The following is a 26743-nucleotide window of genomic DNA, read 5'->3' as shown; positions in this document are numbered from 1 at the left end:
TTATGTTAATGCAGAGCGATGTTATGTTAATGCAGAGCGATGTTATGTTAATGCAGAGCGATGTTATGTTAATGCAGAGCGATGTTATGTTAATGCAGAGCGAAAAACTGGTTTGGGCTTCACCCCTAAATGATACTGTAGAAGAAATTATCCGCCGTCGCGAACAAGCCAGATAATATAATGACTGCTAGAGAACAATTAATTCAAGAAATTGCCCAAGCACCAGACTTTTTGGTTGAAGAGGTTTTGGACTTTTTGTTATTTTCTAAGCAAAGACGAGAGCAAAACATTAGTGTCTCTGAACCTACTAGTCCACCTGAGCAAAAGAGTAAACCTATTTGGGTAATATTTGAGGAATCCACGAGCATACTTCCAGAGGAAGTAATTTCTCAGTTACCCGTAGACGGTTCAGCACAAGTTGATCATTATCTTTACGGTACACCAAAGCAAGAATAATGAGAACAATTTTTGCCGATACCTTTTATTGGACTGCTTTACTCAATCCAAGGGATGAATGGCACATAAGGGTTATCAGTTTCAGCAAAAATCTTATCTAAGTTCGTTTAGTTACAACTGATGAGGTGTTAACTGAGTTTCTTAATTTTTTCTCTGCCTATGATATTAAAATGCGGCAAATCGCTATTGAGAGGATTCAAGATATCCTACAAAATGATTATGTGCAGGTTATCCCCCAAAGTCATGACACTTTCCTTGCTGGTCTGGAATACAGACAACGATTTGATAAACACTATAGTCTTACAGCTGTATTTCTATGCAAACGATGAAGCAATTGGAAATTACTGAAGTGCTAACTCATGACAGACACTTTAAGCAGGAAGGCTTCACCATACTATTTGAATGAACAGGCGACAAAATGCAAAAATGGCTGTCTGTAGTCGGAATTGGTGAAGATGGAGTTTTGGGGTTAAATGCGGTTGCACGCAGCTTGCTGGAGCAAGCAGAGGTGTTAGTGGGAGGCGATCGCCATCTCTCTATGCTCCCCAAAAGCGATGATCGCGAAAAGCTAATTTGGGCTTCACCCTTAAATGATACGATAGAAGAAATTATCTCTCGTCGCGGGCGATCGGTTTGTGTTCTCGCTAGTGGCGATCCGATGTGTTTTGGAATTGGGGTAACGCTGCTACGGCGAATTGCGATTGCAGAGATGACAATTATCCCTACTCCCTCAGCCTTCAGTCTTGCTTGCGCTCGTTTGGGATGGTCGTTAACAGAAGTAGACACTTTAAGTTTAGCAGGGCGCGACCCTTCTTTATTACATCCGGTAATTTATCCGAAAGCGCGTCTCCTCATCCTCAGTGAAGGCAGAAAAACCCCCGCTATTGTTGCGGAAATGTTGGTAAAACGCGGCTTTGGGAATAGCCAAATTACAGTTTTAGAACGCATGGGGGGAACTCGCGAACGCATCGTTAAGGGTAACGCTGCATCTTGGAATATCACTGAACTTGCCGATTTGAATACAATTGCGGTTGAATGTATTGCAGATTCTTCAGTTGTGCTGCTTCCGCGAACTCCTGGTTTACCGGATACAGCATATCATCACGACGGACAACTTACCAAACATGAAGTTAGGGCAATTACTTTAGCTGCACTTGCACCCATAGCGGGACAATTATTGTGGGATGTGGGTGCGGGTTGTGGTTCGATTGCAATTGAATGGATGCGGAGTGATTATCGTTGTCGAGCGATCGCCATCGAACAAAATTCATCACGATTGCGATACATTACCGATAATGCCGCTGCTTTGGGTACACCAAATTTGTGTATAATTCAAGCTGAGGCTCCTGCTGTACTTGAAGATTTAGAAGCACCCGATGCGATATTTATTGGGGGTGGTGCCACAGCAGAGGGAATATTTGATATTTGTTGGCATTCCCTTAAATCTGGTGGACGCTTGGTAGCCAATGCTGTCACCGTCGAAAGCGAACAAAAGCTGCTGCAATGGCACAATCAAGTCGGTGGGACATTAACACGCATCGCAATTCAACGAGCGGAACCCGTCGGTAAATTTTTGGGTTGGAAAGCGATGGCACCTGTTACACAGTGGGTAGTGGTGAAGTAAGGGACTTCCAAAAAATAAAATCAGCAATAAGATAATCATTTAATACTGTCAGTTGAAACCCTTTTATCTCTGGTTCACAATAGAGATAAATGTTGTGAGAGCTACCTTTAATGGCAGAACTACTTTCAAGAATTACAGTTAATCCTCGACAGTGCGGCGGTCGCCCCTGCATCCGAGGGATGAGAATTCGAGTGTCAGATATACTCGATTTATTTGCAGCAGGTCTAAGTGCAGGAGAAATTTTAGAAGAAATGCCTGATCTTGAGGCGGATGATCTGAAGGCATCACTTTTATATGCCTCACGAAAACTTAATCACCCGGTTTTAGTGGCATGACAATCTGGGTAGATGCACACCTATCCCCGGCAATTGCAACCTGGATTACCAGCACATTTGGCATTGAAGCAGTAGCCTTACGTGATCTTGGGCTAAGAGATGCTGAAGATCCGGAAATTTTCTCTTCAGCAAAAGCCCAGAAATGCGTTGTGATGACTAAGGACAGCGACTTTGTGGATCTGGTTGAGCGGCTTGGTTCGCCGCCACAAATTATTTGGTTGACTTGTGGCAATACCTCTAATGCTCGGTTGTGCGAGATTCTGAGCGAGACGTTACCTAGAGCGTTAGAACTTTTAGCGGCTGGTGAGACATTAGTAGAAATCAGCGGAGACTAACCGTGCAGGCTAACACGGCAAAATGCAGCGGACGGACGAAAGCCCTGGAGAGGTTGTGGAGGTTAGCGTTGGCGTCACTGGATTTTGTTGTGCGAATCTGTCACTGTTGAAAGCGAACAAAAGCTGCTGCAATACTGATATTTTCAGGGAAATGAACTAGACCTTTTTTATCACGCAGAGACGCAGAGGCGCAGAGAAGAATATGAGAGTATGGTCTAAATAAATGAAAATTGCTGTCAGGTTGGATGTGATCGCGCTTTTACTACAATTGTTAGCCAGAAAGCAGAATGTCCGAGCGATCGCTCTTGAGAATCCTCTTGAACTTGGATGCGATCGCGCAACAACTACAATTGTTAGTGAGGAAGGAGAATCGAAGAGCGATCGCCAGGAGAATCCTCAAAGATTGCTCCTTTTTGGATTAAGTCACGTTTTCTGGCTTCAGAAATTCCTTGATTATTTCCGAATCGAGCATTTTTTACATTGGCACGACTCAGGTCGGCACCACTGAGGTTGGCACCACTGAGGTCGGCATCACTCAGGTTGGCACCAATCAGGTTGGCACCACTCAGCTTGGCAGCAATCAGGATGGCACCACTCAGATAGGCACGACTCAGGTTGGCACCAATCAGGTAGGCATGAATCAGGTAGGCATCACTCAGGATGGCACCACTCAGGATGGCACCACTCAGGTCAGCACGAATCAGGATGGCACGACTCAGGTTGGCATCACTCAGGTTGGCAACAATCAGGTTGGCAACAATCAGGTCGGCATCACTCAGATCAGCACCACTCAGATCAGCACCACTCAGATCAGCACCACTCAGGATGGCATCACTCAGGTCGGCATCACTCAGGTCGGCATCACTTAGGTTTCGACCCTCAACTGCATGATTGACAATCTCCTGCACTAGATGCCATTTATCATTCAGTTCATCACTTTCTTCATCATCTGAACTCTCGTTCAAAATTTGAATATCTTCAACAGGAAAACCGCTTAATTCTTTTAGTTTTCCTGATTGAATGCGAGATACAAGCCGTTTGATATCCTCTTGAGAACCCTCTACAATTAATCGGATACTGCCTGCTTGAATATCTGTAATTTTTATAGTGTCTCCTGGATATGTTAGTAAAGCTAATTCCAGGGATACTTTCAAATCACTATTAACTGAATTTATATCGCCTTCTAATACAATAACAGCTTTAATTTTTTTACTTTGTTTATCTATTACAGTTACTTGACGGTGAACTGCTTGCACTTGTATCACCTCATCAGTATCAGGGCTACTGTAATTATTTCTTTCTAAACATTCTGATTTTCCTTCTTCTATTATCCCCGCAACTTCTGCCCAATTCAATTTCAGTGCCTTACATATCCTTTTAAAAGAATCAAGCTGAATAGGCTGGCATTGAAAAAATTTTGTAACTGTACTGCGAGATAAAAGTTGAGATTCCGCAAAGTTACTTTTTGACTCAAACCCTAGCCTTTTCAAGGCATTCTCTGCCCTCTCTTTACCTTGTGTAGAGGCAGTGTAAGTTATTTTCTTCTTTTTCTTGGCAAGGCTAAAGTCTGTCATAGTTTAGCTAATTTTTTATCTGCGAGTATTTGTATTTATACCGTTTCTATATAAAGATGCGTCTAATTAGCCCACGCAGGTGGGCTTTGTTCGTATAGCCCCAGGCTTCCAGCCTGAGGGGAATAAAGCGCAACATCACAACTAAGGCATAAGACAATCATAGAGAAGACACAAGTGATTTACAACACAATCATTGCCTAGTCAGTATTTCCAGGATTTGGCTCGATATTAGAAGTATGAAATTTAAATCCCAGAGCAAAATCCATGAATAACAACCTAACCCCTAATCACTCCCCAATCGAATTGAGCATTGCCCAAGAACGCTTGCGGCAAGGACGTTACAGCTTTAACCTTGCCTTGATTGCCACCACAGTATCTTTCTTTATTGGACTTGTAGGTGCTGGGCTAATTTTGTCAAATCAAGTTCCAGAAGGAACAGTTGCTGCTGCTTCCGGTTTGGCTTCAAGTGTATGTTGCATATCTCTCGCTAAAGACGCAAACGATAGACTTGACAAAGTTTTAGCAGAAATAAACGACAGCGAGAAGTAGAGGGGGGGATGGGGGGATGGGGAGAGGGGGAGAGGGGGGGAGTGGGGGATGGGGAGACAAGGGGAAAAGGAGAATTCAAAATTTAATACTCTCTCCCCCACTCCTCCACTCCCCCACTCCTCCACTCCCCCCCTCCCCCACTCCCCCACTCCTCCACTCCCCCACTCCCCCACTCCCCCCCTCCCCACTCCCCCTCATTCTTCCAACCCCAGCCGAAACAGACTTGGAAATGGCTGAAACTGAAAGTTACACTAGATTAAGAAAACAGTGACTTCAATTCTTGCTAAAAGAACAAACATAAAACTAGCGCTCAAGTATAAGCAGCAGACAAAGGGTAATTATTATGACAAATTTTCACAAAAAGGCATTAGTGAAACATCACTCCTCAAAGCGCGTAGCATTGACTGGAGCGCTAGCAGCCAGTTTAATGATGTTGCCGGGAATTTTCAGCAGTACTCCCGCATTAGCGCAAAAAGTAGAGCGCGAAACTCTAACTTATGGTAAGTTACTGGAGAAAACTGAGAAAAACCAAGTCCAGAAAGTAGAACTTGACGAAAGCGAACAAATTGCCAGGGTTTATCTTAAAGGGCAATCGACAGATACACCACCACAACAAGTAAGGCTTTTGGACGATAATAGAGAGTTAATTAACAAGCTAAAAGAAAATAAAGTTGATTTTGCCGAGGTTTCCTCTGCTAATAGTAGAGCGGCTGTTGGGCTTTTGATTAACTTAATGTGGATTTTGCCACTACTGGCGTTAATGTTATTGTTCCTCCGCCGTTCGACTAATGCCTCTAGCCAAGCGATGAACTTCGGCAAATCTAAAGCGCGTTTTCAAATGGAGGCAAAAACAGGAGTAACATTTAACGATGTAGCAGGTATCGAAGAAGCTAAAGAAGAACTGCAAGAAGTCGTTACCTTCCTTAAACAACCGGAAAAATTTACCGCAGTCGGTGCCCGCATTCCCAAAGGAGTGTTGTTAGTCGGACCTCCAGGAACTGGTAAAACTTTACTCGCAAAAGCGATCGCCGGGGAAGCCGGTGTACCATTTTTCAGCATTTCCGGTTCGGAATTTGTGGAAATGTTCGTTGGTGTCGGTGCATCCCGCGTCCGCGATTTGTTCAAAAAAGCTAAAGATAATGCCCCTTGCTTAATATTTATCGATGAAATCGACGCTGTAGGCAGACAAAGAGGTGCAGGTATCGGTGGTGGTAACGATGAGAGAGAACAAACCCTGAACCAACTGCTTACGGAGATGGATGGTTTTGAAGGTAACACCGGCATCATTATTATTGCTGCCACAAACCGCCCAGATGTACTAGATGCAGCATTATTGCGTCCGGGACGCTTTGATAGGCAGGTAATAGTTGATGCACCGGATATGAAAGGGCGATTGGAAATTTTGCAAGTCCATTCGCGGAATAAGAAAGTTGATAAGAGTGTATCATTAGAAGCGATCGCTCGCCGCACTCCTGGATTCACCGGCGCTGATTTAGCCAACTTACTCAACGAAGCCGCAATTCTCACTGCCAGACGCCGCAAAGAATCTATCACCCTTTTAGAAATTGATGATGCAGTTGACCGCGTTGTTGCTGGGATGGAAGGTACACCCTTAGTAGACAGCAAAAGTAAGCGCTTAATTGCTTACCACGAAGTCGGACACGCTTTAGTTGGAACATTACTCAAAAACCATGACCCAGTGCAAAAAGTCACCCTCATCCCACGCGGACAAGCGCAAGGTTTAACTTGGTTTACTCCCAACGAAGAACAAGGCTTACTTTCTCGTTCTCAACTGCTAGCCAGAATTACCTCAACTTTAGCAGGTCGTGCCGCTGAAGAAATTGTTTTCGGCAAACCAGAAGTAACCACCGGTGCCGGAGATGACCTGCAAAAAGTCTCTGGAATGGCACGGCAAATGGTGACACGTTTCGGCATGTCTGACTTAGGTTTACTTTCTTTAGAAAACCAAAGTGGAGAGGTGTTCTTAGGACGTGACTGGATGAACAAATCAGATTATTCTGAAGAAATTGCCGCCAAAATTGATTCGCAAGTGCGGGAAATTATCAGCCATTGCTACATCAAATCAAAAGAACTGTTGCAAGAAAACCGCACAGCAATGGAGCGACTGGTAGATTTGTTGTCAGACCAAGAGACAATTGAGGGAGATTTATTCCGCAAAATTGTTGGGGAATATACTCAGCTACCCGAGCCAACATTAGTTGTGTCTCAATAGATATTTGGGGGTTGGTAACTCTCATATCATTCCGGCAAATCACACATTACGTATTGTAAAGACGTTCCGCCGAACGTCTCTACAACATAATATTAGGAGTTACGCACTTTACAAAGAGATAGTTATGTGAATCAACGGCACGCTCACTCAGCTTCTTGGTTGAACTAACCAGAATACTGGCAATTTTTTCCACATAATCCCAAAACTGCATAAATTGATTTTCCTTACACCTATTAAGAATATAGAAGGAAAGCGCGTAGGAGTGCTTAACTTCTGTTGGGCAAATCAAGTAAGGCTTTATGCACACAATCAAAGCAAGTAAATGCGCTCGTCCTAAATATTATAGGACTTACGCAAAAACCCTTTGTAACCCTCTTTTCTTCTCTTCTCAATCGCAAAGACGCGAAGCGCGAACGAGACGCTGCGCGAACGTGTCCTTCTCCTTCTCAATCGCGGAGACGCTGCGCGAACAAAGACGGCAAAGCCGAACGTACCTTCTCCTTCTCGTGTGTCGGAGACGCTGCGCGAACGGAGACGCCAAGGGCGAACGCGGTTCGTTTTTTCATTCTTGTGCGTAAGTCCTATATTATTCGCAAGCGCGAAGATTAAATAACTTGAAATTTAACGGCTCGTTTGCTTGTGTCAGCTATAAACTAGCGGTATTTTGCTTTTTTCCTTATTCAATTGATAATCGATCGTATACCTAAATCATGTAAATTTACTTAAATTTCATACTTAAGAGGTAGAAGTATTACTATCATAGATAGAAATATCTAAAAAAAAGTAAACTAGCGTGATTAGCATTTAGCATGTATTTTATAAGTACACATAATTAGATTTATGTCAATCACCTTATAGATGTAATTTTTGGAGAGCAAATCTTAGCTATTGGAATGTACAAAGTCGTACTAAATCGCTATTTTTAAATCCATAACAAAGGAAAAAATCATGTCTATTAGAGGTGCAGGAAAACTTTTCCAGACCAGAGAACCAGATTTTGAGGCAGAGGTTGCTAAAATTGCGGCTTCAGTTTTCCCAAATACTCAGTTTCAATTATTATTTCAAACAATTGGAAGTGGTCATGCGGCTTTAGTTCTCCCAAAAGCTCAGTTTCAATTGTTATCTGAAAAAATTGGCAGTGATAATTTATGTATAACTTTTAAAGCAAAACATTTTTCCCAAAATTTTAAGTTGAGATTTTTTCCGAAAATAAGAACTCTGACTTTATCAGGATACTACAACCAAGGAATGGCTCACTTAATTTATATTCCAGATAATAATTATAATTGGTTAAATGGTAGAGGATATGAAATAACTTCTCCTGATTCTATTGGAGAAAAGTTTGAACTTTTAGCAAATAAGCTTTACCCATTTTTGCAAGAATTTTATTTTTAATAACTAATTATGATTCATAATTCATAATTAAAAAATGGGTAAAGCGCGAATTGCTCCTGTATTAATGAGCGCGATCAACTATTTAAGTGAAGAGTTCAAGTTGACACTTAAAAAGTTGACCACTAAATTAAAAATTTAGATCGGGATTGAACGCATTTAATGCGTGAATTATGAATTATGAATTAGTAATTATTTGGTCAATTAGTCTTACCAATATACCAAATCAGCCCAAAGGCGGTTGACTTTCTGTAAAAAATAGCTTAAATGGTTGATTTAGCTTTGCAGAATTGACTAAACCCATGCTGACTGATATATTGCCTTTCAGAATTGAGTTAGACACGATCGCGATCGCCGGCACAAGTTTGTGGTCATTGGCGCTATATTTAGGTTTTTCCCCAGTCAGTGAGTGGGTAATTCTGCTTCTTAATCGCTGGTTTAACTTTGCCGAGCGATCGCTTTACATGAGCAAATCAGAATTTGAAAAGACTCGTCAAGCAAGAGAATCCCAAAACGCCTTTTACGCCTCGCTTTTCAGTATAGTCCCATTTCTAATTTTTGGCGGATTATGCAACTGGGGCGTAGAACTAGGCTTAGGTCGCAGTTGGTCAATCAGCATGGGTATACTTGCCTGTATGGGTTCCGGCGTTTATGAACTAGGGCGCAGAGATGGAAAGTCCTCTGAGTAGCGAATATGACTAAACTCAGGCAGATTGTCAGCAGTTTCCAGGCTTTAGTAGTATTTAAAATGTCTCGCAAAAATAACTTGAACACTGAGCAATCAAACCAGGCTTCAACAATATTAGATTTTCTGAAAAAGCATATGGCAACTTAGGAAATAACTGAATAATTATTATTAGCTATCTGGCAATTTCTTCGCATACTATTTGGGCTAATTTTTGCGCTGCGCCGGCTTCACCTCTAACACTCCGCAATTTCGCTTGAATCGCTGCCAATTTTTCTGGATGAGCCAAATAATCTAAAACCATTTCTCCCACCTCTTGCGGTTGAAGTTTTCCCACCAATTCCGGGACTATCATTGACTGTGCCCAGATATTGGGCCATGCTAATAAACCCTTTCGCCTAAGTACCAACCAGTTAATTAACTTAGCAAAGCTGGAACCAAGTAAAGGCATATTTGCCAAAAGTCCGGGTAAACCATCCCAAGAACGCATGGCGTCAAGTTGTTGCGTTGGTAGCAAAACAATCATCGGTACGCCTAAAGAACCGAGTTCAGCAGTGTTTGCCCCGACTGTAGTTAGGCAGATACTGCATTGAGATAATAAATCATAAGCAGGCGTTTGAGTGTATAGTTCTACACTTAAGCCAGTGGCAGTTTTGAGTAGGGGCGGGGTAATCCCGCCCGTACAAAAGTTAGGAGTAATAAGAGAAGCATTGCTAAAGCCGAAGGTTTTCACAAAGGGGTTTTTTTCGGGATCGGCAAAACTAGCTAAAGTTGGTAAATCCAAAGTTGGGGCAACAGGAATGACAAACTGAACTTCCGGTCTTTTGCTGTGAATGTATTCAGCGATCGCCAACATCAAAGGCACTCCCTGTGACAACTTTGCCGCCTTCGATCCCGGCAAAAGTCCAATCAATTCGGTTTTGGGAGTGGGAGATGGGGAGAGGGGAGATGAGGGGGATGAGGAAGATGAGGAAGATGAGGGGGATGAGGAAGATATTGCTCCCTTATCTCCCTTATCTCCCTTATCTCCCTTATCTCCCTTATCTCCCCCCCCTCTCCCCCCCGCTTCTACCATCAAATCGCCGACAACGGTAAATTTATGAGCATATTTCTGGGGTACGCGATTAGCAACTTCAGATTTCATTACCCCAAAGCGGTCAATTAAACTATGCCATCTAGCTTCCCATTCCGCGTAAACAACAGTGCGATAATTCAGTTTTTTACCGATTACTACCGGGAAAAATTGATCGCCGCCGAGAAAGACTACTACACCGCGACTTCTCCAATCCCAATTTTCAAAAGTCTTTCCCCAAAGCAAAAACTGCCAAAAATGCTCTGCTGATTGTACTCGATCTACTTCTGGATAAGAACGAGCGATCGCTGCTTCTTTACCAGTAGCATTTGGGCATGGTGATAAAATAACCGAAATCCTTACCAGAGAACGGTCATCGCCCAGTTGTTGACGCAATGCCTGCACCACTGGACGCACCCAGGTTGTTACCTCTCCAGGACCATTTGAGAGTATTAAAATATCAACTGATTGCATGGTTGGTTGTTGGTTGTTAGTTGTTAGTTGCTAGTTGCTAGTTGTTAGTTGTTAGTTGCTAGTTCTTGGATGTTAGTTCCTTACACCATGCCCAATGCCCCATGCCCAATGCCCAATGCCCAATGCCCAATGCCCAATGCCCAATGCCCAAATATGAACTTTTCGTTACACAAATAGAAGTCATACTTTTCAATTTGTCAATATTTTTTAAAAAATCTTTCGTTTTATATATCGATTTGTGTCAGATAGACGACAAAACTCCCACCAAGTAAGCATTTTCTGATAAAAACAACTCATATCCATAAACAGAGGAAGTTTACCAGGAGCATATTTTGCTGTGGAAACTTCCGCCATGAGAACACGCATAACTAGGAGCTTCATAAGCATGTTCACCCACGTCAAGTCCACCATTCGACATATTGCGCCAGATAACTTACGCGGACGTAATTTAATCAAGGTGGTCTATGTCGTGCTTGAGTCCCAGTACCAAAGCGCATTGTCACAAGCGGTTCGCACGATTAACGCGCAACATCCCAACGTGGCGATTGAAATCAGCGGGTACTTAATTGAAGAACTTCGAGATCCAGAGAACTACGAACAGTTCAAGCAGGAAATCGAGACTGCGAATATCTTCATCGCCTCACTAATTTTTATAGAAGACTTAGCGCAGAAAGTAGTAGCAGCTGTAGAACCACATCGGTCAAAGCTAGACGTTTCTGTGGTCTTTCCATCTATGCCAGAAGTGATGCGCCTAAATAAAATGGGCAGCTTCTCCCTGGCACAGTTGGGACAGTCAAAAAGCGTTGTAGCACAGTTTATGCGAAAACGCAAGGAAAAATCCGGTGCAGGATTCCAAGATGGAATGCTGAAGCTGTTGCGAACACTGCCGCAAGTGCTAAAGTTCCTGCCAATGGAAAAAGCACAGGATGCGCGAAATTTCATGCTCAGTTTTCAGTATTGGCTAGGTGGTTCTTCAGAAAACCTGGAAAACTTCTTGCTAATGCTAGCTGATAAATATGTATTAAAAGATGTAGATAAACAAAATTTTGCATCTGTGACATATCAAGCGCCGGTCGTTTATCCGGATATGGGGATTTGGCATCCTTTAGCACCGACGATGTTTGAGGATGTAAAAGAATACCTCAATTGGTATACGGCTCGCAAGGATATTTCCTCAGATTTGAAAGATCCGTTAGCACCTTGTGTGGGACTGGTACTGCAACGCACGCACTTAGTTACGGGTGATGATGCCCATTATGTAGCAATGGTGCAGGAATTGGAATGCCTCGGCGCAAAAGTAGTTCCGGTATTTGCGGGTGGTTTGGACTTTTCTAAACCTGTGGATGCTTATTTTTTTGAACCGAATTCTAAAACATCGCTAGTCGATGCTGTGGTATCGCTGACTGGTTTCGCTTTGGTGGGTGGACCAGCAAGACAAGACCATCCGAAAGCGATTGAATCGTTGAAGCGTTTGAATCGTCCTTACATGGTAGCCTTGCCTTTGGTGTTCCAAACTACTGAAGAATGGCAAGATAGCGATTTAGGGTTACATCCGATTCAAGTAGCGTTGCAAATTGCGATTCCGGAATTGGATGGGGCAATTGAGCCGATAATTGTATCAGGCAGGGATGGAACAACAGGAAAAGCGATCGCCCTCCAAGATCGAATTGAAGCGATCGCTCAACGTGCTTTAAAATGGGCAAACCTCCGCCGCAAACCAAAGCTACACAAAAAAGTTGCCATCACCGTTTTCAGCTTTCCCCCAGATAAAGGAAACGTCGGAACCGCTGCTTATTTAGATGTATTCGGTTCCATCTTTGAAGTAATGAAAGCGCTGAAAAATAACGGTTACGACTTGCCAGAATTGCCAGAATCACCGGAAGCGTTGATGCAAGAAGTCATCCACGATGCCCAAGCGCAGTATAGCAGCCCAGAATTGAACATCGCCTACAAAATGTCGGTGCAAGAATATGAAGCGCTGACACCTTATTCTCACCGTTTAGAAGAAAATTGGGGACCACCTCCCGGACATCTCAACAGCGATGGACAAAATCTGCTAATTTATGGTAAGCAATTTGGTAACGTCTTTATCGGTGTGCAGCCTACTTTTGGTTACGAAGGCGACCCGATGCGATTATTATTCTCGCGTTCTGCAAGTCCGCATCATGGTTTCGCTGCATACTACACATACTTAGAACAACTTTGGGGAGCAGATGCGGTACTGCACTTCGGGACTCATGGTTCCTTGGAATTCATGCCAGGTAAACAAATGGGGATGTCTGGGGAATGTTATCCAGATAACCTGATTGGCATGATTCCCAACCTGTATTATTACGCAGCCAACAATCCCAGCGAAGCAACGATCGCCAAACGTCGCAGTTATGCAGAGACAATTTCTTATCTAACTCCGCCGGCGGAAAATGCTGGTTTGTACAAAGGTTTGAAAGAATTAAGCGAGTTAATTGCTTCTTACCAAACCTTGAAAGATACCGGACGCGGTGTTCCGATTGTCAACAGCATTATGGACAAGTGCCGATTGGTGAACTTGGATAAAGATATCGAATTTGCCAAAACCGATGCCAAAGAGATGAGCGCCGAAGAGCGGGATAATATAGTTGGCAGCGTGTATGGCAAGTTGATGGAAATTGAATCAAGGTTATTGCCTTGTGGATTGCACGTAATTGGTAAACCACCAACTGCGGAAGAAGCGATCGCTACTTTAGTCAACATCGCTAGTTTAGATCGTCAAGAAGAAGAAATCCTCGGTTTGCCGCGAATTATCGCTAACAGCATCGGACGCGATTTGGATGAAATTTATCAAAATAGCGATCGGGGTATTTTAGAAGATGTCCAACTGCTGCAAGACATTACCCTTGCCACCCGCGAAGCAGTAAGCGCCCTTGTGAAAGAGCAAACCGACGCAGAAGGGCGAGTTTCCCGCGTTTCCAAGTTGAATTTCTTTAACATGGGCAAAAAGGAACCTTGGTTAGAAGCATTGCACGTAGGGGCGGGGTCTCCCCGCCCATTCCCCAAAGTTGATTCAACAGCACTTAAACCGTTGTTTGAGTATTTGGAATTCTGCTTGCAGCAAGTTTGCGCTGACAACGAACTAGGCGCATTACTCAAAGGTTTAGAAGGGGAATACATCCTTCCCGGTCCTGGTGGCGACCCCATCCGCAACCCGGATGTATTACCTACAGGTAAAAATATACACGCACTTGACCCCCAATCTATCCCGACAACAGCGGCAGTTCAATCAGCGAAAATCGTCGTAGACAGGCTTATGGCACGTAACAAGGCTGAAAACGGCGGAAAGTATCCGGAAACCATCGCCTGCGTCCTTTGGGGAACCGATAACATCAAAACTTACGGTGAATCCCTAGCTCAAATTATGTGGATGATTGGCGTGCGTCCGGTTCCCGATGCTTTGGGAAGAGTAAACAAGCTGGAATTGATACCTTTACAAGAGTTGGGAAGACCGAGAATTGATGTAGTCATCAACTGTTCGGGAGTATTCCGCGACTTGTTCATCAACCAGATGAATCTGTTAGACCAAGGTGTGAAAATGGCGGCAGAAGCCGATGAACCACCATCGATGAACTTTGTCCGCAAACATGCTTTGCAACAAGCTGAGGATATGGGAATCAACTTGCGTCAAGCAGCGACTCGCGTCTTCTCCAACGCTTCCGGTTCCTACTCGTCAAACATCAACTTGGCGGTGGAAAACAGCACTTGGGACAGCGAAGCCGAGTTACAAGAAATGTACCTGAAGCGAAAATCCTTCGCCTTCAATTCTGATAACCCCGGTATGATGGACGAATCGCGGAACATTTTTGAAAGCACTTTGAAAACTGCGGAAGCGACTTTTCAAAATCTCGATTCTTCCGAGATTAGCTTGACCGACGTTTCCCACTACTTCGACTCTGACCCCACCAAGCTTGTAGCAAGTCTGCGCGATGATGGTAAGACACCAGCATCATACATCGCCGACACGACTACAGCAAACGCTCAAGTGCGGACATTATCAGAAACCGTGCGTCTTGATGCGCGTACCAAATTGTTAAATCCGAAGTGGTATGAGGGGATGTTGTCTCACGGTTACGAAGGTGTGCGCGAACTTTCCAAGCGATTGGTAAATACGATGGGTTGGAGTGCCACAGCCGGCGCCGTTGATAACTGGATTTATGAGGATACTAACGAAACCTTCATCAAAGATGAAGCCATGCGTCAGCGATTGATGAATTTGAATCCGCATTCTTTCCGCAAGGTTGTATCAACTTTATTGGAAGTAAATGGACGCGGTTATTGGGAGACTAGCGAAGAGAATTTAAACAAGTTGCGCGAGTTGTATCAGGAGGTTGAAGACCGAATTGAAGGCGTAGAGTAGGATTACATGGGCAGGCATAAAGCCTGCCTTAACAATGAGATAAAATTAAAAAATGAAATATAAATGATTCAAACGTTTCAAAATAAAGCATTAGAAAATTTGTTTAGAGAAAATTTTAATAAAGGAGTTCCTGCAAACTTAGAAAAGAAAATTAGAATTAGACTTTAAGTTATAGACTCAGCATTAATTTTAGAAGATATTAGATTACCGGGTTATGATTTGCATGAATTAAAAGGAGACAGGAAAGGAACTTGGTCAATAAAGGTATCAGCAAACTGGCGTATAACTTTTAAGTTTGAAGATGGTGATGCTTATGATGTCAATCTTGAAGATTATCATTAACTTGTGTGTTAATATGATATTGATTGGCTAGACCATGCTAAATAAGGTTAACCAAATTATTAAGTAAGAAGTATTAATTATGGATAATTGGCAAGATATTACTGATGATAGATTAGTAAGACCAATACATCCTGGCGAAGTAATTGCAGATATTTTAGATGATTTAAATATTAATACCGCAAATTTTGCAGAAATTTTAGGAGTATCTAATCAAACAATTCAGGAAATTATTAATGGTCAAAGATCAATTACAGTAGATATAGCAATACGTCTTGGTAAAGCTTTAGGAAATGGTCCAAGACTTTGGCTTAATCTTCAGCAAAAAGTTGAACTTTGGGATGCTTTGCAAAGCCATAAAGAAGAATATGAGCAAGTCATGACTTTGGTTTAGAAGAAATTGTGAATAATTTTTGAATGATTGAAATTTACAGCAATTTTCAGGTGAATGAACCAAATTTTTAAATCTCACTTCTAGGTTATTGGGAGACTAGCGAGGATAATTTAGATCGTCTGCGCGAGTTGTACCAAGAGGTTGAGGATCGGATTGAGGGCGTAGAGTAGTTGTGATGTGCGTATCGCCGACACCCTAGAAGGGTGCGGCTACACTAACGAAGCCCGCCTACGCGGGCTGAAGAATTTAGCCCACGTTCGCGTAGCGTGTCCCTTAGGACAAGGTGGGCTTTGTATGTATAGCCCCAGGCTTATAGCCTGAGGGCTACATTGATGATAATTAACAAATTTTTTATTTAAGTATAAATCCTGAGATAAGATTGTCAAACAAGTGTTAATTTTGGTTGTTCATACCAAACAAAACACATCAGGGTTTATGGTGTCTTTTCAAGCATCAGACGGCGGTTTTACTACTGTCAATTTATCACACCAAGACAAAAAAGATAAAAATCAACTGAATTTATCCGAAGTTTCCAAGATAGGCAAAACTTGGGATAAGCACCGAGCAAATGCTGATAAAATTTCCAATTATTACGCTAGTGCAAGTGAAGCTTCCTTTGAAAACTACGCATTACGAGTTAGAAGGTGTTCCGAATGGCTAGAGTTTGAATTGTTGCCCGATGAATCGGAAGATATCCTCAACTTAAAGTTATTAAATGCCCAATTTTGTCGGGTTCGTCATTGTCCGGTTTGTCAGTGGCGTAGAAGTCTGAAGTGGAAAGCAAAGGCTTATAAAATTCTGCCACAGGTTGTTGCAGATTATCCCAAATATCGCTGGCTATTCATCACATTGACAGTCAAAAATTGTCATATTAAAGAATTACGACAAACTTTGGATTGCATAAACAAAGCTTTTAAGCGTTTGACTGAGTTAAAAGCATGGTCTATCAAAGGTTGGGTAAAATCAATAGAAGTTACCAAAGGTAGAGACGGGATTTCAGCACATCCGCATTTGCATATTTTGTCAATGGTGCAGCCTTCTTATTTTAGTCATGGCTATATTTCCCAAGCCAAGTGGGTAGAATTATGGCAGCAATGCTTGCGAGTTGATTATCAGCCAGTAGTTCATATAAGTGCGATCGCACGTCATCATGACCCCAAATTACTAATTCCAGAAATTCTTAAGTATCAGATCAAAGAGTCTGATTTAATAGCGGATAGAGAATGGTTTTTGGAGTTAACCCGCCAACTGCACAAAACCAGAGCGATCGCGGTTGGAGGTATACTTAGGCATTATATGCGGGAATTAGAGGAGAAAAACCAAGACCTCATTGGCGAGAGTGAAGAGATGAATGAGGTTGATACAGGAAGTCTGCTTTTCAGGTGGGGAAGCAAGCAAAAGAAATATTATTAAAATTTAGAGGTGTATCGGCGAGGCTACCAAGGACATGAAATCCAGACTACGACAACATTATACACTAATTAGCGAAGTAGATACTCAGAGCGAATTCTACGAAAAGTCAATGAGGCTCGCTCAGAGCAAACAGGGAGAAGTTGATGAGTAATGTTTGAGTTAAACGAAATTACTTGTCCATCTTCAAGGAAATGTTGTTCATTTCCAATGCAGAAAGTACAGCATCCAATATTGACCAACACAGTAAAGGAATGAAATACTACATGATCAACATGGGGTGTCATACAACCTCCAGGACGATAATGACAGAGTAATGCACAATCCCATTCAGGGTAAATGCGATCGCCAAGTCTAAAGACCCTCTCATCCCAATTACCTGGTTTAATAGTCGGAATTTTATTTAAGATGACGCGACGCTTAAACCATTTATGGGTTCTGTTAAAAGCGTAACGGCTATTGTGCATTTGGTCCATATTTAATTGAGATTTCCACCAACTACGGAGAATAATTAAATCACGACGAACATATCCAAGATTCTGAATTAAAGGCATGATTAACTCCATACAATTATCATTTTTTCTTCAAGCGTTAGCTCAATCTGAGTGGCTTGAATAAGTACGACAGTCTGAAAGAACAGTTATCAGACTTTTCAATTTAAATTCCAGCCGAAGGCTCTTTATAAAAATAAGTGCCTTGAATAAGTACGACAGTTTTAAAAACCAGTCATCAGACTTTTCAATTTTTATCAATCCGAAGGAACTTATAAAAATGAGTGCCTTGAATAAGTACGACAGTCTGAAAGAACAGTCATATCATCATGTTTATATTGGGCGATAGCCTTCTTATAAAATATCCATTTATTGGATACCTGATAAGAAGACTAACTTCACTTGAAAGTGATAAATAATTTCGATAAAAAGTGATAAATAAAAAAATGTAAAGACGCAAAATTTCGCATCTATACAGATATATAAGATTTGTTTAGCAATTTATAAATAATAGTTAGGAGGACAAAATGACACTTCGCTATGAAATAATCCTTTACTGGAGCGAAGAAGACCAAGCATTTATTGCCGAAGTTCCAGAATTACCAGGTTGTGCTGCTGATGGCGAAACTTATCAAGAAGCACTGCAAAATATAGAAATAGTTATGCAAGAGTGGATTGAAACTGCGAACGAATTAGGGCGTACAATTCCACCAAGCGAGACAGCGGTTGATGTCCGCGTAACTGATGAATGCATTCCGAAGCGATCGCTCGAATCTTCCACAACAGGCGATCGCAATGTTTGTTAACTATTATTTTCTTCAGGGTAAAATCTCAAAACTATCGCAATGTTTAGGTCGAAATAATCTAAAATCTCGCTGATCTAAAGTCAATATTTTTTTAATACTATAGCGTTCAGCTATAGCCATAACACTTGCATCTACAAAATCAATCCGACTATCTGCATATTCATCCAAAATTTCAGCCACGCGCATCACATCTTTGTCTATCAAAGCTATTAAAGTAAATCTACTCGCAGATAGTCCTTTTAAGAAGGCTACTACCGTCGCTAAATCTGCATTGCGCCCTACTAGATAGGCTACTTCCGCTAATACTGTTTGTGGCAATAAAATTTGTTTTTGTTTTGTATATACTGTTGTAACACTACTGTGCATTGTATCTGAACGATTCAACAATGCTACAACAAAGCCCGTATCAGCTACTGCTGGGGTTTTTTCGATGTCCAACCTGATTTTTCTGTTACCTCATTTTGAAGAATATCTTCTGACTTGATAGCTAAATCAGGTGTTGCTGCAAATAAGCCAATTAATGGGTCAGACACATCATCATCAACCGTTTCTAGCAATTGGGTTTCGATGTATAATCTAACAGCTTCACTGATAATTGATTCGGGCGATTGACCTCGTTTAATAGCCAAATTTCTTACTTTTTCAAGTAAAGTCTGTTCTGGGTTCCAGTTAAATGTAGAGTCCACAAGGTAATTTCTCTGGCATTAGCTACAAATTAGATTATAACAACCAAGTGCGGGGAGTGCGTTACCGTAGGTATCGCTTTCGGTTATTATCAATATTTAAATGAAAAATATCATAAGTCTCGTCAAAACGCTTTGTTTTTGAGATTTTCTGCAAAGCGATACCTATCGGTGAGCTTCTCTACGAGAGGCTGCGCCAACGCTAAGGCACTTTCTCTTCCACAACAACCAATTGCTTTATTTTTGAGGTTTTCTGTAAAGCGATCGCTCACTCTTTCACAACAAATAATCGCTTTGTTTTTGAGGTTTTCTGCAAGGCGATGTCTAACGACAAGCCCTTCTCCTGACGGAGACGCTGCGCGAACGGGTTCGGGAGTTCGCAATCGACGGGAAGCGGAGCCACTGCGGTGGACGGGTCTCCCGGCATAAAGGAGCCAGCGCCGTGGGCGGGTCTCCCGACTTGAGGCGACTGGCGTCAAGTGGCGTCCAAGACTGCGACTCCCTCACCGCTGCGCGTCTACGCTCACTCTTTCACAACAAATAATCGCTTTGTTTTTGAGGTTTTCTGCAAGGCGATGTCTAACGACAAGCCCTTCGGCTTGGTGCAGTCGCTCATGGGGGAACCACGCCACTCTCCTCAACGCGGCGGCAGTCGCTACAACGGGGGGAACCCCACGCCAGTCGCCTCAACGTTCGTGACCTCCGCACAGCGCTGGCTCCGCAACGCGCTGCCTTGGGAACCCGCGCACGGAGGTGGCTCCCCAAGACCGCGCTGCTTCACCGCTGCGCGTCTACGCACCTCTCTTTCACAACTGGCATACGCATTTGTTATTTTTGCGATCGCATTTGCTATTTTTGCGATCGCATTTGTGATTTCGGCGATCGCATTTGCTATTTTGGCGACCGGATTTGCTATTTCGGCGACCGGATTTGCTATTTTGGCGACCGGATTTGCTATTTCGGCAACCGGATTTGTTATTTTGGCGACTGCATTTGTTATTTTGGCGACTGGATTTGTGATTTTGGCGACTGGATTTGTTATTTTGGCGATCGCTGTTACTAATTTATCTCGAAACAACGGACAGATACAAATAATTGGGTAAAAATACAGACAAGCTTTTTCACAAGTTCCTTCAGTTGTAGCAATTACAGTCACTCAACCTACCCAAATAGAATAGTTATTATAGGGCACGCAATATGCTTGCCTTAATCCCTCATCTAAAATCGGACTATGAATGCTTTAACAGTCAACCTCAATCCTATTTTTGAAATAACAGACGAGCAATTTTTCCAGTTATGTCAGATAAACGAAAATCTCAGATTTGAACGTACCGCTACAGGAGAATTAATCATTATGCCACCCACTGGAGGAGAAACAGGAAACCGTAACGGTAGACTAACTCAACAATTGTTTAATTGGGCAGATGCAGATGGTACTGGCATCGCTTTTGATTCCTCTACTGGGTTCAAGCTTCCTAATGGTGCAAATCGTTCTCCTGACGCTTCTTGGATAAAATTAGAAAGATGGAATGCATTAACTCAAGAACAACAAACCAGATTTTTACCACTTTGTCCTGATTTTGTTGTTGAGTTACTTTCACCGACTGATAGTTTGAGAGAAACTCAAGAAAAGATGCGAGAATATCGAGATAATGGTGCGCGTTTGGGTTGGTTAATTAATCGCAAATCTCGGCAAGTAGAAATTTCTCGCATTGGACAAGAAGTTGAAGTATTGGAATCTCCTGTGAGTTTGTCTGGGGAAGATGTGCTGCCTGGGTTTGTGTTAAATTTAGAAGCAATTTGGTAGATTATAGCGATCGCAAGGTAAATGAAACCAGGTGTTTATGGTCAACAACTAGAATTATTTCAATTATTTCAACCTGTAAATGTCATAAGTAGCAAATCTAAGTTTACGTTTGTAGACTTATTTGCTGGTATAGGTGGCTTTAGAATTCCCCTAGAATAGTTAGGAGGAAAGTGTTTAGGCTACTCAGAGATTGACAAAGAAGCGATTAAAGTTTATCAAAACAATTTTATTAAATCTGATAATGCAGACGAAGTTTATTTAGGAGATATTACCCAGCTAAATCAACTACCTTTTGAAATAGATGTATTAGTTGGTGGAGTTTCCTTTGGCGAAAGCTTTGCTAACAATAATTTTATAATTTTAATACGCATGACAGCTATTAGTTCTAAAAGTCGCGCCGAAATTAAAGGCTATTTAGAGGGATTTCTTGATGGACTTGTAGTGAATATAAAGGACTTTCAATTGTCAAACCCGATAATGCAGCAGAGTATTGATATCGATTTTCAGCTAATATAGTTATTATAGGACACGCAATATGTTTGCCTTAATTCCTCATCTAAAATCTGTCTATGAACGCTTTAACAGTCAACCTCAAATCAGTGCTTGAACTAACAGATGAGCAATTTTTCCAGCTATGTCAAGCAAACCGTGATTTGAGGTTTGAACGAACTGCTACGGGAGAATTAATAATTATGCCACCAACAGGGGGAGAGACAGGAAACCGCAACGCTGGATTAACTGCTCAAGTTTGGATTTGGAATGAGCAAAATAAATTAGGTAAAGTTTTTGATTCTTCTAGTGGTTTTAAACTTCCTAATGGTGCAGACCGTTCACCTGATGCTTCTTGGATAAAATTAGAAAGATGGAATGCATTAACTCAAAAACAACAAACCAGATTTTTACCACTTTGTCCTGATTTTGTTGTTGAGTTACTTTCACCGACTGATAGCTTGAGAGAGACTCAAGAAAAGATGCGAGAATATCGAGATAATGGTGCGCGTTTGGGTTGGTTAATTAATCGCAAGTCTCGGCAAGTGGAGATTTCTCGCATTGGGCAAGAGGTTGAGGTGTTGGAATCTCCTGTTAGTTTATCAGGGGAAGATGTTTTACCTGGGTTTGTATTGAATCTGGAAGCGATTTGGTAATAATACCTTTACTCAGAGATGATAGTGTTATGTTTGCTTAGTGGATTCAAAAATTTGGGCGATCGCCTGAGAAAAAAATACTCAAATTATCAGTTTATCCAACACTAAAGTAAATCAACGGTGCAGTATCCAAGCCTACAATTGCCCCTTGTAACTGAACTATCCATTCCATGAGTCGCGTTCCTGATTGACATATTCTTGAGCATCAATGCCATTCCAGATTTCTTTACCCAACCCGCGCAATTCAAGAATGCTACGCTTTGGCTTAGGTGTTAATGTAACTTTTCGACGAATTGACTTTGATAAATCCTCAATTAACCGTATTTGTTCATCAGGGGTGAGGCTTTTGGCTAGACGGCGTACTTCGTTATATGTAGACATAGAATTTATCGTTTAATTGTCTTGTTCTAAATTCAATATACACAAAGCGTGTCACATTGTTTGGTAAAGATAATTTTTATTAAACAATATCTATTTAATTCGCAGTCCCATGATTACTAAATCGCGTTCAATCCCGTCAAGTTGTGCGACTTGAGGTAAGTAACCCCAACGTTGAAAGCTGAATTTTTCAAACAGTTTTAAACTAGGTTGATTGTGGGCAAAAATCAAACCTAATAAAGTGTTTAAACCCAAACTAGGACTTTGATGAATTGCTTGTGCGAGAAGTTGCCGTCCCAAACCACGCTGATGATATGCAGGAGCAATATAAATACTAATTTCCGCAGTGGTATGGTAAGCAGGTCGCCCATAAAACGATTGGAAACTGAGCCAGCCAGCAATTACACCTTCTACTTCTATTACCCAAATTGGGCGGATGTTATGCGATCGCCCACTAAACCAAGTCAGCCGACTCGCTACAGACACCGGCTCTAAATCAGCAGTTGCCATGCGGCTAGGAATTGCCGCATTGTAAATCGCTACAATTGTTGGCAAGTCAGTTTCAGTGGCATGGCGGATAGTCATTGCAGCCGTCTAGTAAGAAAATATTTAAGAATAATACAGCCTTAGAAGTAGCAATTCTACAGCTGTGTCAGAATTTAATCACACAACAGCACTTTTATTCGCTAAAACGATGCAGGCTCACATTTAAAAAGCAATTTGTGCTTTGCTTAAATATGCCTGCGATGACTCAGTTTTCTCCTGGCTTTTGAGAATTATTACTTTTGTGTAAACGAGCCGCCAATGCCTCTTGATAAGCCTTAACTGCCTCAACATGAGTCTGTATTGCGTCCATCTGCCCCTGTAAATACTCTAAATATGCTTCTGTTGAGTAGCCCTCTTCGGGAATTTTCTCTGCCTTCAAATGGTTTTCCTGCGCCTGCTTTTGGATACTTTTTCCTTGCGCTTCGATGCGTTTGCCAAGTTCGATATCCGGATGCTCACCCTCTTGTAAAGCCTTACCCACTTCTTCAATTGATTTTCCATGCTCTTGTGAAGCAAGAGCGTGTTTCTCTGCGGCTTGTGCAGTCTGTTGTGAAATTTTATGCATGATACAACTACCTAATATTATTTATTTATTTTGTAGCGGCGAATACGCTAATTAGTTAACACTTCAATCTTCCGTATTCAGCTATAATTATACTTATAATTCACTAAAAATAATTCCTCCTTTAGAAACATCTGTTATAAATAATCTATCTTATTTTTATCTTGTTATTCATGAGGTAACTAACTACAACTATAGGTAGAGGTTAGTGAAAGGATCTTTTTGTCATATATGTCATTACAAGCAAGATTTAATTTTATTTACATCACTTGACTGAAGTAAATTATTATGCCTAGTAATCTTATTCAGACTGATAATAACGAGCCGAAAAATAATCTGCCCGTAGAAGTAGAATTGGCTATTTTAGTTGGGAAAATAAAAAATAGTATCTGGTTTTTCGGTATTCCGTCTTGGGTTTTTGGAATCAGCGATAGAAGCCTTGCTGCATTAGCTGACGGGTATTTATCTCCCATAGAAATCCTCCAGCTATTGACAGCCTCATTCTTGTTTTTTAGTTGGCTGTATTTGCGACCGGAGACAAACTTAAACGGTGATGGAACTGAAGGATATCTATGTCCGAGTCAAGTTGGCAACTTTGACTTAAAGAAGCGACATATGATTAGCCAAGAATACATTTTACCTTTTCCTTATCTTTGCCAAATCTATCATCTCTTGAGCTTAAAGCATTTAGAAACTGTTCACAAGTTTAGCTTGAATAACTTAAAAGTTATTAATGTCAGTCATGTAGAAGCTACAGATATTGGAGGAATAATCAAATTTAAAACAGTTTTAGATTCTCCAGTAAATGCTTTGAAGATTTGGAGACAACCAATTGTTGAGGTGGATTTAATACTGCACAATCCTTATACTGTAGAACTGAGCATTCCCGTTTACAATAACAAGAGAATAATTGTTATCTTTAACGTCTTTCCTTTAACGGATAAAGAACATCAATTCTTTATAGATATTTACAGCGATTTAGAATGGAATAAACCAATATTGCAAATAATGTTGCATTTTGCTGCGTGTTTAACATTGTTTGAAGATTTACCTTATTTACGTGCTTTAGCTGATAAAAATGTAGAGCGTTTATTTTCTTCAAATAAATCTGCAAGTCACGAAACTATGTGGCTGTTTAATAGATTCACTGAGCTATATGGTTCAAAGAGCGAAACTACAAAGTTGATTGAGGGAGGGGAGTAGGGAATGGGAAATGGGGCATGGGGCATCGGGCATTGGGCATGGGGATCTGGGGAGAAATATTTCTTCTTTCTTGCCCTTTACCCTTTACCCTTTTCCCTTTCCCCCTCTTTCTTGCCCAATGCCCAATTCCCCATTCCCTACATTTAATTAAGCTCGTGCTAGTAAGGGAGCAGCAGCTAGTAAGGTTTTGGTGTAGGGGTGTTGAGGATTGGCAAAAATCTGTTTTGTTGCACCTAGTTCGACGATTTTACCACCATTCATGACGGCGATACGATCGCATAAAAATCTCGCTAACCACAAATCATGAGTGATAAACAAATAAGTTAAATCAAACTCTTCTTTTAGTTGCAACATCAAATCCAGCACTTGCGATTGCACGCTAGCGTCTAACATACTCACCGGTTCGTCGCAAATCAACAGTTTGGGACGAGTAATTAAAGCACGTGCGATCGCTACTCTTTGTTGTTGTCCACCTGATAAATCCGATGGATAACGCTGATAATATACTTCTGTCGGTTTTAAACCGACTTTCTCCAACATTAACAGCACTTGTTGTTTTGCTTGTTCCGCATCGGTGATATGATGAATTAACAAAGGGTCAGCGATACTTTGTCCTACAGTCATCGCTGGATTCAGACAAGCATGAGGGTCTTGAAACACCATTTGCATTTGTCTTCTGGAAGAGCGAATTTCTTGACTCGATAAGTTAGTTAAATCTTTTCCGAAAAACTCGATTTTACCACCAGTGGGACGAATTAATTGCAAAATTGTCCGCGACAGCGTACTCTTACCGCAACCTGATTCGCCAACTAATCCGAGAATTTCTCCCTGATATAATTCTAAGTTAATACCATCGACTGCTTTAATTGTCTGAGTTTGCGCTTTAAATAGGCGTTCAATAAAGCTGGGTTCTATATTATAGTGTTGCTGTAATTCCGTTACCCGCAAAATTGGTGATTGGGAATTGGTAATTGGTAATTGGTAATTTTCCCCACTCCCCACTTGCAACTCCCCACTTTCTAACTCATCCACAGATTGAATGTGCAAAGCTGCTTGCAAAAGCGATCGCGTGTATTCGTGTTGTGGTTCTCTAAATACAGATTCGGTAGCACCCTTCTCTACCATTTTCCCGTCATACATCACCCCAATGCGATCGCAATATTCTGCTACCATTGCCAAATCGTGAGAAATTAGCAACAATCCCATATTCTCTTCACCGCACAATCGGGTTAATTCTTGTAAAATTTGTGCGGAAACCGTGACATCCAAGCTGGTTGTCGGTTCATCGGCAACAATTAACTTCGGGTTGAGAAGTAAAGCTAAAGCGATCGCTACTCTTTGCCGCATTCCCCCGCTAAACTCGTGAGGATACTGATTCCAGCGAGTCGCAGGAATTTTCACCTTTTCTAAAGTGGCGATCGCTCTTTCTTTCGCTTGTTTAGTTGATAAACTAGGTGAATGCGCCTTCAAAGTTTCTAAACAGTGCTTGCCGATTGTCATCAACGGATCTAGCCGTGTCATCGGATCTTGAAAAATCAGCGCTACCGCTTCTCCGCGAAATTTTCGCAACTGATTCGGATTTAAATCAAATACCGATTGCCCTTGAAACATCACCCGTCCTTCAATACGGGTAGATGAGGGTAATAAGCGCATCGCAGCACGTCCCAAAGTTGATTTTCCACAACCTGATTCTCCTACCAATCCCATTCTTTCACCGGGTTGGAGAGTAAAAGAAACATCATCAACCGCCCATCTCGGCTCTTCATCACCACCGTGAGGATAGGCAACGCGCAGATTTTCGATTTGGAATAAAGCTTCATTCATATTTTATCATTTGGCGCGATCGCTACCATAAAGAAAGAA

General features: G+C 41.7%; 29 protein-coding genes and 2 pseudogenes. 21 read left to right on the top strand and 10 right to left on the bottom strand.

From position 1 onward, the window contains the following. Window positions 1-180: 180 nt before the first annotated feature. The 4 genes from AABK37_RS12805 (at window position 181) to AABK37_RS12790 (ending at window position 2750) form a co-directional block, all read left to right on the top strand. Complete coding sequence (locus tag AABK37_RS12805; RefSeq protein WP_432551940.1) at window positions 181-456, top strand: hypothetical protein; 276 nt, start codon at window positions 181-183, stop codon at window positions 454-456. A 418-nt stretch (window positions 457-874) separates the two neighbouring features. After that, on the top strand, window positions 875-2080 hold the full coding sequence (cbiE, locus tag AABK37_RS12800) for a precorrin-6y C5,15-methyltransferase (decarboxylating) subunit CbiE (protein ID WP_432551939.1): 1206 nt from the start codon (window positions 875-877) through the stop codon (window positions 2078-2080). A gap of 110 nt (window positions 2081-2190) precedes the next feature. After that, window positions 2191-2415, top strand: coding sequence for a DUF433 domain-containing protein (locus tag AABK37_RS12795; protein WP_432551938.1), 225 nt, complete (start codon window positions 2191-2193; stop codon window positions 2413-2415). Next, on the top strand, window positions 2412-2750 hold the full coding sequence (locus AABK37_RS12790) for a DUF5615 family PIN-like protein (RefSeq protein ID WP_432551937.1): 339 nt from the start codon (window positions 2412-2414) through the stop codon (window positions 2748-2750). Before AABK37_RS12795 ends, AABK37_RS12790 begins: the two co-directional genes overlap by 4 nt. A gap of 353 nt (window positions 2751-3103) precedes the next feature. Here AABK37_RS12790 and AABK37_RS12785 read toward each other — a convergent pair whose 3' ends face one another. Further along, entirely contained in the window at window positions 3104-4324 is a 1221-nt protein-coding gene (locus tag AABK37_RS12785; RefSeq protein ID WP_432551936.1) for a pentapeptide repeat-containing protein, read from the bottom strand. Window positions 4325-4588: 264 nt separating this feature from the next. Between AABK37_RS12785 and AABK37_RS12780 the strand changes: the two genes are divergently transcribed. From AABK37_RS12780 to AABK37_RS12760, 5 genes are all read left to right on the top strand, one after another. Then, complete coding sequence (locus tag AABK37_RS12780; protein ID WP_432551935.1) at window positions 4589-4873, top strand: TRADD-N-associated membrane domain-containing protein; 285 nt, start codon at window positions 4589-4591, stop codon at window positions 4871-4873. Between the two features lie 16 nt (window positions 4874-4889). Next, window positions 4890-5144 carry a hypothetical protein gene (locus tag AABK37_RS12775; protein ID WP_432551934.1) on the top strand — a complete coding sequence of 85 codons (255 nt, stop codon included), beginning with the start codon at window positions 4890-4892 and terminating at the stop codon, window positions 5142-5144. A 72-nt stretch (window positions 5145-5216) separates the two neighbouring features. Next, window positions 5217-7106 carry an ATP-dependent zinc metalloprotease FtsH gene (gene ftsH, locus AABK37_RS12770; protein WP_432551933.1) on the top strand — a complete coding sequence of 630 codons (1890 nt, stop codon included), beginning with the start codon at window positions 5217-5219 and terminating at the stop codon, window positions 7104-7106. A gap of 948 nt (window positions 7107-8054) precedes the next feature. Next, a complete protein-coding gene (locus tag AABK37_RS12765; protein WP_432551932.1) occupies window positions 8055-8501 on the top strand; it encodes a hypothetical protein in 447 nt (148 codons plus the stop codon). Between the two features lie 299 nt (window positions 8502-8800). After that, complete coding sequence (locus AABK37_RS12760) at window positions 8801-9187, top strand: hypothetical protein (protein ID WP_432551945.1); 387 nt, start codon at window positions 8801-8803, stop codon at window positions 9185-9187. Between the two features lie 171 nt (window positions 9188-9358). On the opposite strand, the gene AABK37_RS12755 is transcribed toward AABK37_RS12760, so the two are convergent. Continuing rightward, on the bottom strand, window positions 9359-10729 hold the full coding sequence (locus tag AABK37_RS12755) for a lipid-A-disaccharide synthase (RefSeq protein WP_432551931.1): 1371 nt from the start codon (window positions 10727-10729) through the stop codon (window positions 9359-9361). Window positions 10730-11114: 385 nt separating this feature from the next. Here AABK37_RS12755 and AABK37_RS12750 point away from each other — a divergent pair, with 385 nt between their 5' ends. The 4 genes from AABK37_RS12750 to AABK37_RS12735 all read left to right on the top strand — a co-directional run bounded on the left by AABK37_RS12750 (window position 11115) and on the right by AABK37_RS12735 (window position 17262). Next, the gene (locus AABK37_RS12750) at window positions 11115-15116 is read left to right on the top strand and encodes a magnesium chelatase subunit H (RefSeq protein WP_432551930.1); all 4002 of its coding nucleotides are present in this window, start codon (window positions 11115-11117) and stop codon (window positions 15114-15116) included. A gap of 171 nt (window positions 15117-15287) precedes the next feature. After that, window positions 15288-15458: a type II toxin-antitoxin system RelE/ParE family toxin gene (locus tag AABK37_RS12745; protein WP_432551944.1), complete on the top strand. Its 171-nt coding sequence runs from the start codon at window positions 15288-15290 to the stop codon at window positions 15456-15458. 79 nt (window positions 15459-15537) lie between these two features. Continuing rightward, entirely contained in the window at window positions 15538-15849 is a 312-nt protein-coding gene (locus AABK37_RS12740) for a HigA family addiction module antitoxin (protein WP_432551929.1), read from the top strand. 435 nt (window positions 15850-16284) lie between these two features. Next, the gene (locus AABK37_RS12735) at window positions 16285-17262 is read left to right on the top strand and encodes a protein rep (protein ID WP_432551928.1); all 978 of its coding nucleotides are present in this window, start codon (window positions 16285-16287) and stop codon (window positions 17260-17262) included. A 68-nt stretch (window positions 17263-17330) separates the two neighbouring features. Here the strand turns inward: AABK37_RS12735 and AABK37_RS12730 are convergent, their stop codons facing one another. Continuing rightward, on the bottom strand, window positions 17331-17813 hold the full coding sequence (locus tag AABK37_RS12730) for a hypothetical protein (protein WP_432551927.1): 483 nt from the start codon (window positions 17811-17813) through the stop codon (window positions 17331-17333). Between the two features lie 464 nt (window positions 17814-18277). On the opposite strand from AABK37_RS12730, the pseudogene AABK37_RS12725 reads away from it, so the two are divergent. Then, window positions 18278-18491 (top strand): annotated as a pseudogene (locus AABK37_RS12725) (type II toxin-antitoxin system HicB family antitoxin). A gap of 77 nt (window positions 18492-18568) precedes the next feature. Here AABK37_RS12725 and AABK37_RS12720 read toward each other — a convergent pair. The 3 genes from AABK37_RS12720 to AABK37_RS12710 form a co-directional block, all read right to left on the bottom strand. Further along, on the bottom strand, window positions 18569-18994 hold the full coding sequence (locus tag AABK37_RS12720) for a type II toxin-antitoxin system VapC family toxin (protein WP_432551926.1): 426 nt from the start codon (window positions 18992-18994) through the stop codon (window positions 18569-18571). Continuing rightward, window positions 18967-19242 (bottom strand): hypothetical protein, encoded by a 276-nt coding sequence (locus tag AABK37_RS12715; protein WP_432551925.1) that lies wholly within the window; start codon window positions 19240-19242, stop codon window positions 18967-18969. The genes AABK37_RS12720 and AABK37_RS12715 overlap by 28 nt, the downstream gene beginning before the upstream one ends. 122 nt (window positions 19243-19364) lie before the next feature. Further along, entirely contained in the window at window positions 19365-19622 is a 258-nt protein-coding gene (locus AABK37_RS12710; protein ID WP_432551924.1) for a hypothetical protein, read from the bottom strand. Window positions 19623-19718: 96 nt separating this feature from the next. Between AABK37_RS12710 and AABK37_RS12705 the strand changes: the two genes are divergently transcribed. The 5 genes and pseudogenes from AABK37_RS12705 (at window position 19719) to AABK37_RS12685 (ending at window position 22191) form a co-directional block, all read left to right on the top strand. Continuing rightward, entirely contained in the window at window positions 19719-20342 is a 624-nt protein-coding gene (locus tag AABK37_RS12705; RefSeq protein WP_432551923.1) for a hypothetical protein, read from the top strand. Between the two features lie 128 nt (window positions 20343-20470). After that, a complete protein-coding gene (locus tag AABK37_RS12700; RefSeq protein ID WP_432551922.1) occupies window positions 20471-21046 on the top strand; it encodes a Uma2 family endonuclease in 576 nt (191 codons plus the stop codon). A 21-nt stretch (window positions 21047-21067) separates the two neighbouring features. Further along, the gene (locus tag AABK37_RS12695) at window positions 21068-21205 is read left to right on the top strand and encodes a hypothetical protein (RefSeq protein WP_432551921.1); all 138 of its coding nucleotides are present in this window, start codon (window positions 21068-21070) and stop codon (window positions 21203-21205) included. A 15-nt stretch (window positions 21206-21220) separates the two neighbouring features. Continuing rightward, window positions 21221-21562, top strand: a pseudogene (locus tag AABK37_RS12690) (DNA cytosine methyltransferase); the annotation flags it as partial. A gap of 53 nt (window positions 21563-21615) precedes the next feature. Then, window positions 21616-22191 carry a Uma2 family endonuclease gene (locus tag AABK37_RS12685; protein ID WP_432551920.1) on the top strand — a complete coding sequence of 192 codons (576 nt, stop codon included), beginning with the start codon at window positions 21616-21618 and terminating at the stop codon, window positions 22189-22191. Window positions 22192-22350: 159 nt separating this feature from the next. On the opposite strand, the gene AABK37_RS12680 is transcribed toward AABK37_RS12685, so the two are convergent. From AABK37_RS12680 to AABK37_RS12670, 3 genes are all read right to left on the bottom strand, one after another. Further along, the gene (locus AABK37_RS12680; RefSeq protein WP_432551919.1) at window positions 22351-22572 is read right to left on the bottom strand and encodes a hypothetical protein; all 222 of its coding nucleotides are present in this window, start codon (window positions 22570-22572) and stop codon (window positions 22351-22353) included. A gap of 90 nt (window positions 22573-22662) precedes the next feature. Then, window positions 22663-23154 (bottom strand): GNAT family N-acetyltransferase, encoded by a 492-nt coding sequence (locus tag AABK37_RS12675; RefSeq protein ID WP_432551918.1) that lies wholly within the window; start codon window positions 23152-23154, stop codon window positions 22663-22665. A 166-nt stretch (window positions 23155-23320) separates the two neighbouring features. After that, window positions 23321-23680 (bottom strand): hypothetical protein, encoded by a 360-nt coding sequence (locus tag AABK37_RS12670; protein WP_432551917.1) that lies wholly within the window; start codon window positions 23678-23680, stop codon window positions 23321-23323. A gap of 285 nt (window positions 23681-23965) precedes the next feature. Here AABK37_RS12670 and AABK37_RS12665 point away from each other — a divergent pair, with 285 nt between their 5' ends. Together AABK37_RS12665 and AABK37_RS12660 are read left to right on the top strand one after the other, a co-directional pair. Further along, window positions 23966-24880, top strand: coding sequence for a hypothetical protein (locus AABK37_RS12665; protein WP_432551916.1), 915 nt, complete (start codon window positions 23966-23968; stop codon window positions 24878-24880). 3 nt (window positions 24881-24883) lie between these two features. After that, window positions 24884-25027 carry a hypothetical protein gene (locus AABK37_RS12660; RefSeq protein ID WP_432551915.1) on the top strand — a complete coding sequence of 48 codons (144 nt, stop codon included), beginning with the start codon at window positions 24884-24886 and terminating at the stop codon, window positions 25025-25027. On the opposite strand, the gene AABK37_RS12655 is transcribed toward AABK37_RS12660, so the two are convergent. Next, a complete protein-coding gene (locus tag AABK37_RS12655) occupies window positions 25028-26704 on the bottom strand; it encodes a dipeptide ABC transporter ATP-binding protein (protein WP_432551914.1) in 1677 nt (558 codons plus the stop codon). Window positions 26705-26743 lie beyond the last annotated feature (39 nt).

The sequence above is a fragment of the Tolypothrix sp. VBCCA 56010 genome (assembly GCF_050875635.1).
Classification (GTDB): Bacteria; Cyanobacteriota; Cyanobacteriia; order Cyanobacteriales; family Nostocaceae; genus Hassallia.
This window is presented reverse-complemented; position numbering and strand designations above follow the sequence as displayed.

Excerpts from the sequence above, each read along its gene's own strand:
- AABK37_RS12805 (WP_432551940.1), top strand. The coding sequence starts at position 181 with ATGACTGCTAGAGAACAATTAATTCAAGAAATTGCCCAAGCACCAGAC.
- cbiE (WP_432551939.1), top strand. The coding sequence starts at position 875 with ATGCAAAAATGGCTGTCTGTAGTCGGAATTGGTGAAGATGGAGTTTTG.
- AABK37_RS12795 (WP_432551938.1), top strand. The coding sequence starts at position 2,191 with ATGGCAGAACTACTTTCAAGAATTACAGTTAATCCTCGACAGTGCGGC.
- AABK37_RS12790 (WP_432551937.1), top strand. The coding sequence starts at position 2,412 with ATGACAATCTGGGTAGATGCACACCTATCCCCGGCAATTGCAACCTGG.
- AABK37_RS12785 (WP_432551936.1), bottom strand. The coding sequence starts at position 4,324 with ATGACAGACTTTAGCCTTGCCAAGAAAAAGAAGAAAATAACTTACACT.
- AABK37_RS12780 (WP_432551935.1), top strand. The coding sequence starts at position 4,589 with ATGAATAACAACCTAACCCCTAATCACTCCCCAATCGAATTGAGCATT.
- AABK37_RS12775 (WP_432551934.1), top strand. The coding sequence starts at position 4,890 with ATGGGGAGAGGGGGAGAGGGGGGGAGTGGGGGATGGGGAGACAAGGGG.
- ftsH (WP_432551933.1), top strand. The coding sequence starts at position 5,217 with ATGACAAATTTTCACAAAAAGGCATTAGTGAAACATCACTCCTCAAAG.
- AABK37_RS12765 (WP_432551932.1), top strand. The coding sequence starts at position 8,055 with ATGTCTATTAGAGGTGCAGGAAAACTTTTCCAGACCAGAGAACCAGAT.
- AABK37_RS12760 (WP_432551945.1), top strand. The coding sequence starts at position 8,801 with ATGCTGACTGATATATTGCCTTTCAGAATTGAGTTAGACACGATCGCG.
- AABK37_RS12755 (WP_432551931.1), bottom strand. The coding sequence starts at position 10,729 with ATGCAATCAGTTGATATTTTAATACTCTCAAATGGTCCTGGAGAGGTA.
- AABK37_RS12750 (WP_432551930.1), top strand. The coding sequence starts at position 11,115 with ATGTTCACCCACGTCAAGTCCACCATTCGACATATTGCGCCAGATAAC.
- AABK37_RS12740 (WP_432551929.1), top strand. The coding sequence starts at position 15,538 with ATGGATAATTGGCAAGATATTACTGATGATAGATTAGTAAGACCAATA.
- AABK37_RS12735 (WP_432551928.1), top strand. The coding sequence starts at position 16,285 with ATGGTGTCTTTTCAAGCATCAGACGGCGGTTTTACTACTGTCAATTTA.
- AABK37_RS12730 (WP_432551927.1), bottom strand. The coding sequence starts at position 17,813 with ATGCCTTTAATTCAGAATCTTGGATATGTTCGTCGTGATTTAATTATT.
- AABK37_RS12700 (WP_432551922.1), top strand. The coding sequence starts at position 20,471 with ATGAATGCTTTAACAGTCAACCTCAATCCTATTTTTGAAATAACAGAC.
- AABK37_RS12695 (WP_432551921.1), top strand. The coding sequence starts at position 21,068 with ATGAAACCAGGTGTTTATGGTCAACAACTAGAATTATTTCAATTATTT.
- AABK37_RS12685 (WP_432551920.1), top strand. The coding sequence starts at position 21,616 with ATGAACGCTTTAACAGTCAACCTCAAATCAGTGCTTGAACTAACAGAT.
- AABK37_RS12680 (WP_432551919.1), bottom strand. The coding sequence starts at position 22,572 with ATGTCTACATATAACGAAGTACGCCGTCTAGCCAAAAGCCTCACCCCT.
- AABK37_RS12675 (WP_432551918.1), bottom strand. The coding sequence starts at position 23,154 with ATGACTATCCGCCATGCCACTGAAACTGACTTGCCAACAATTGTAGCG.
- AABK37_RS12670 (WP_432551917.1), bottom strand. The coding sequence starts at position 23,680 with ATGCATAAAATTTCACAACAGACTGCACAAGCCGCAGAGAAACACGCT.
- AABK37_RS12665 (WP_432551916.1), top strand. The coding sequence starts at position 23,966 with ATGCCTAGTAATCTTATTCAGACTGATAATAACGAGCCGAAAAATAAT.
- AABK37_RS12660 (WP_432551915.1), top strand. The coding sequence starts at position 24,884 with ATGGGAAATGGGGCATGGGGCATCGGGCATTGGGCATGGGGATCTGGG.
- AABK37_RS12655 (WP_432551914.1), bottom strand. The coding sequence starts at position 26,704 with ATGAATGAAGCTTTATTCCAAATCGAAAATCTGCGCGTTGCCTATCCT.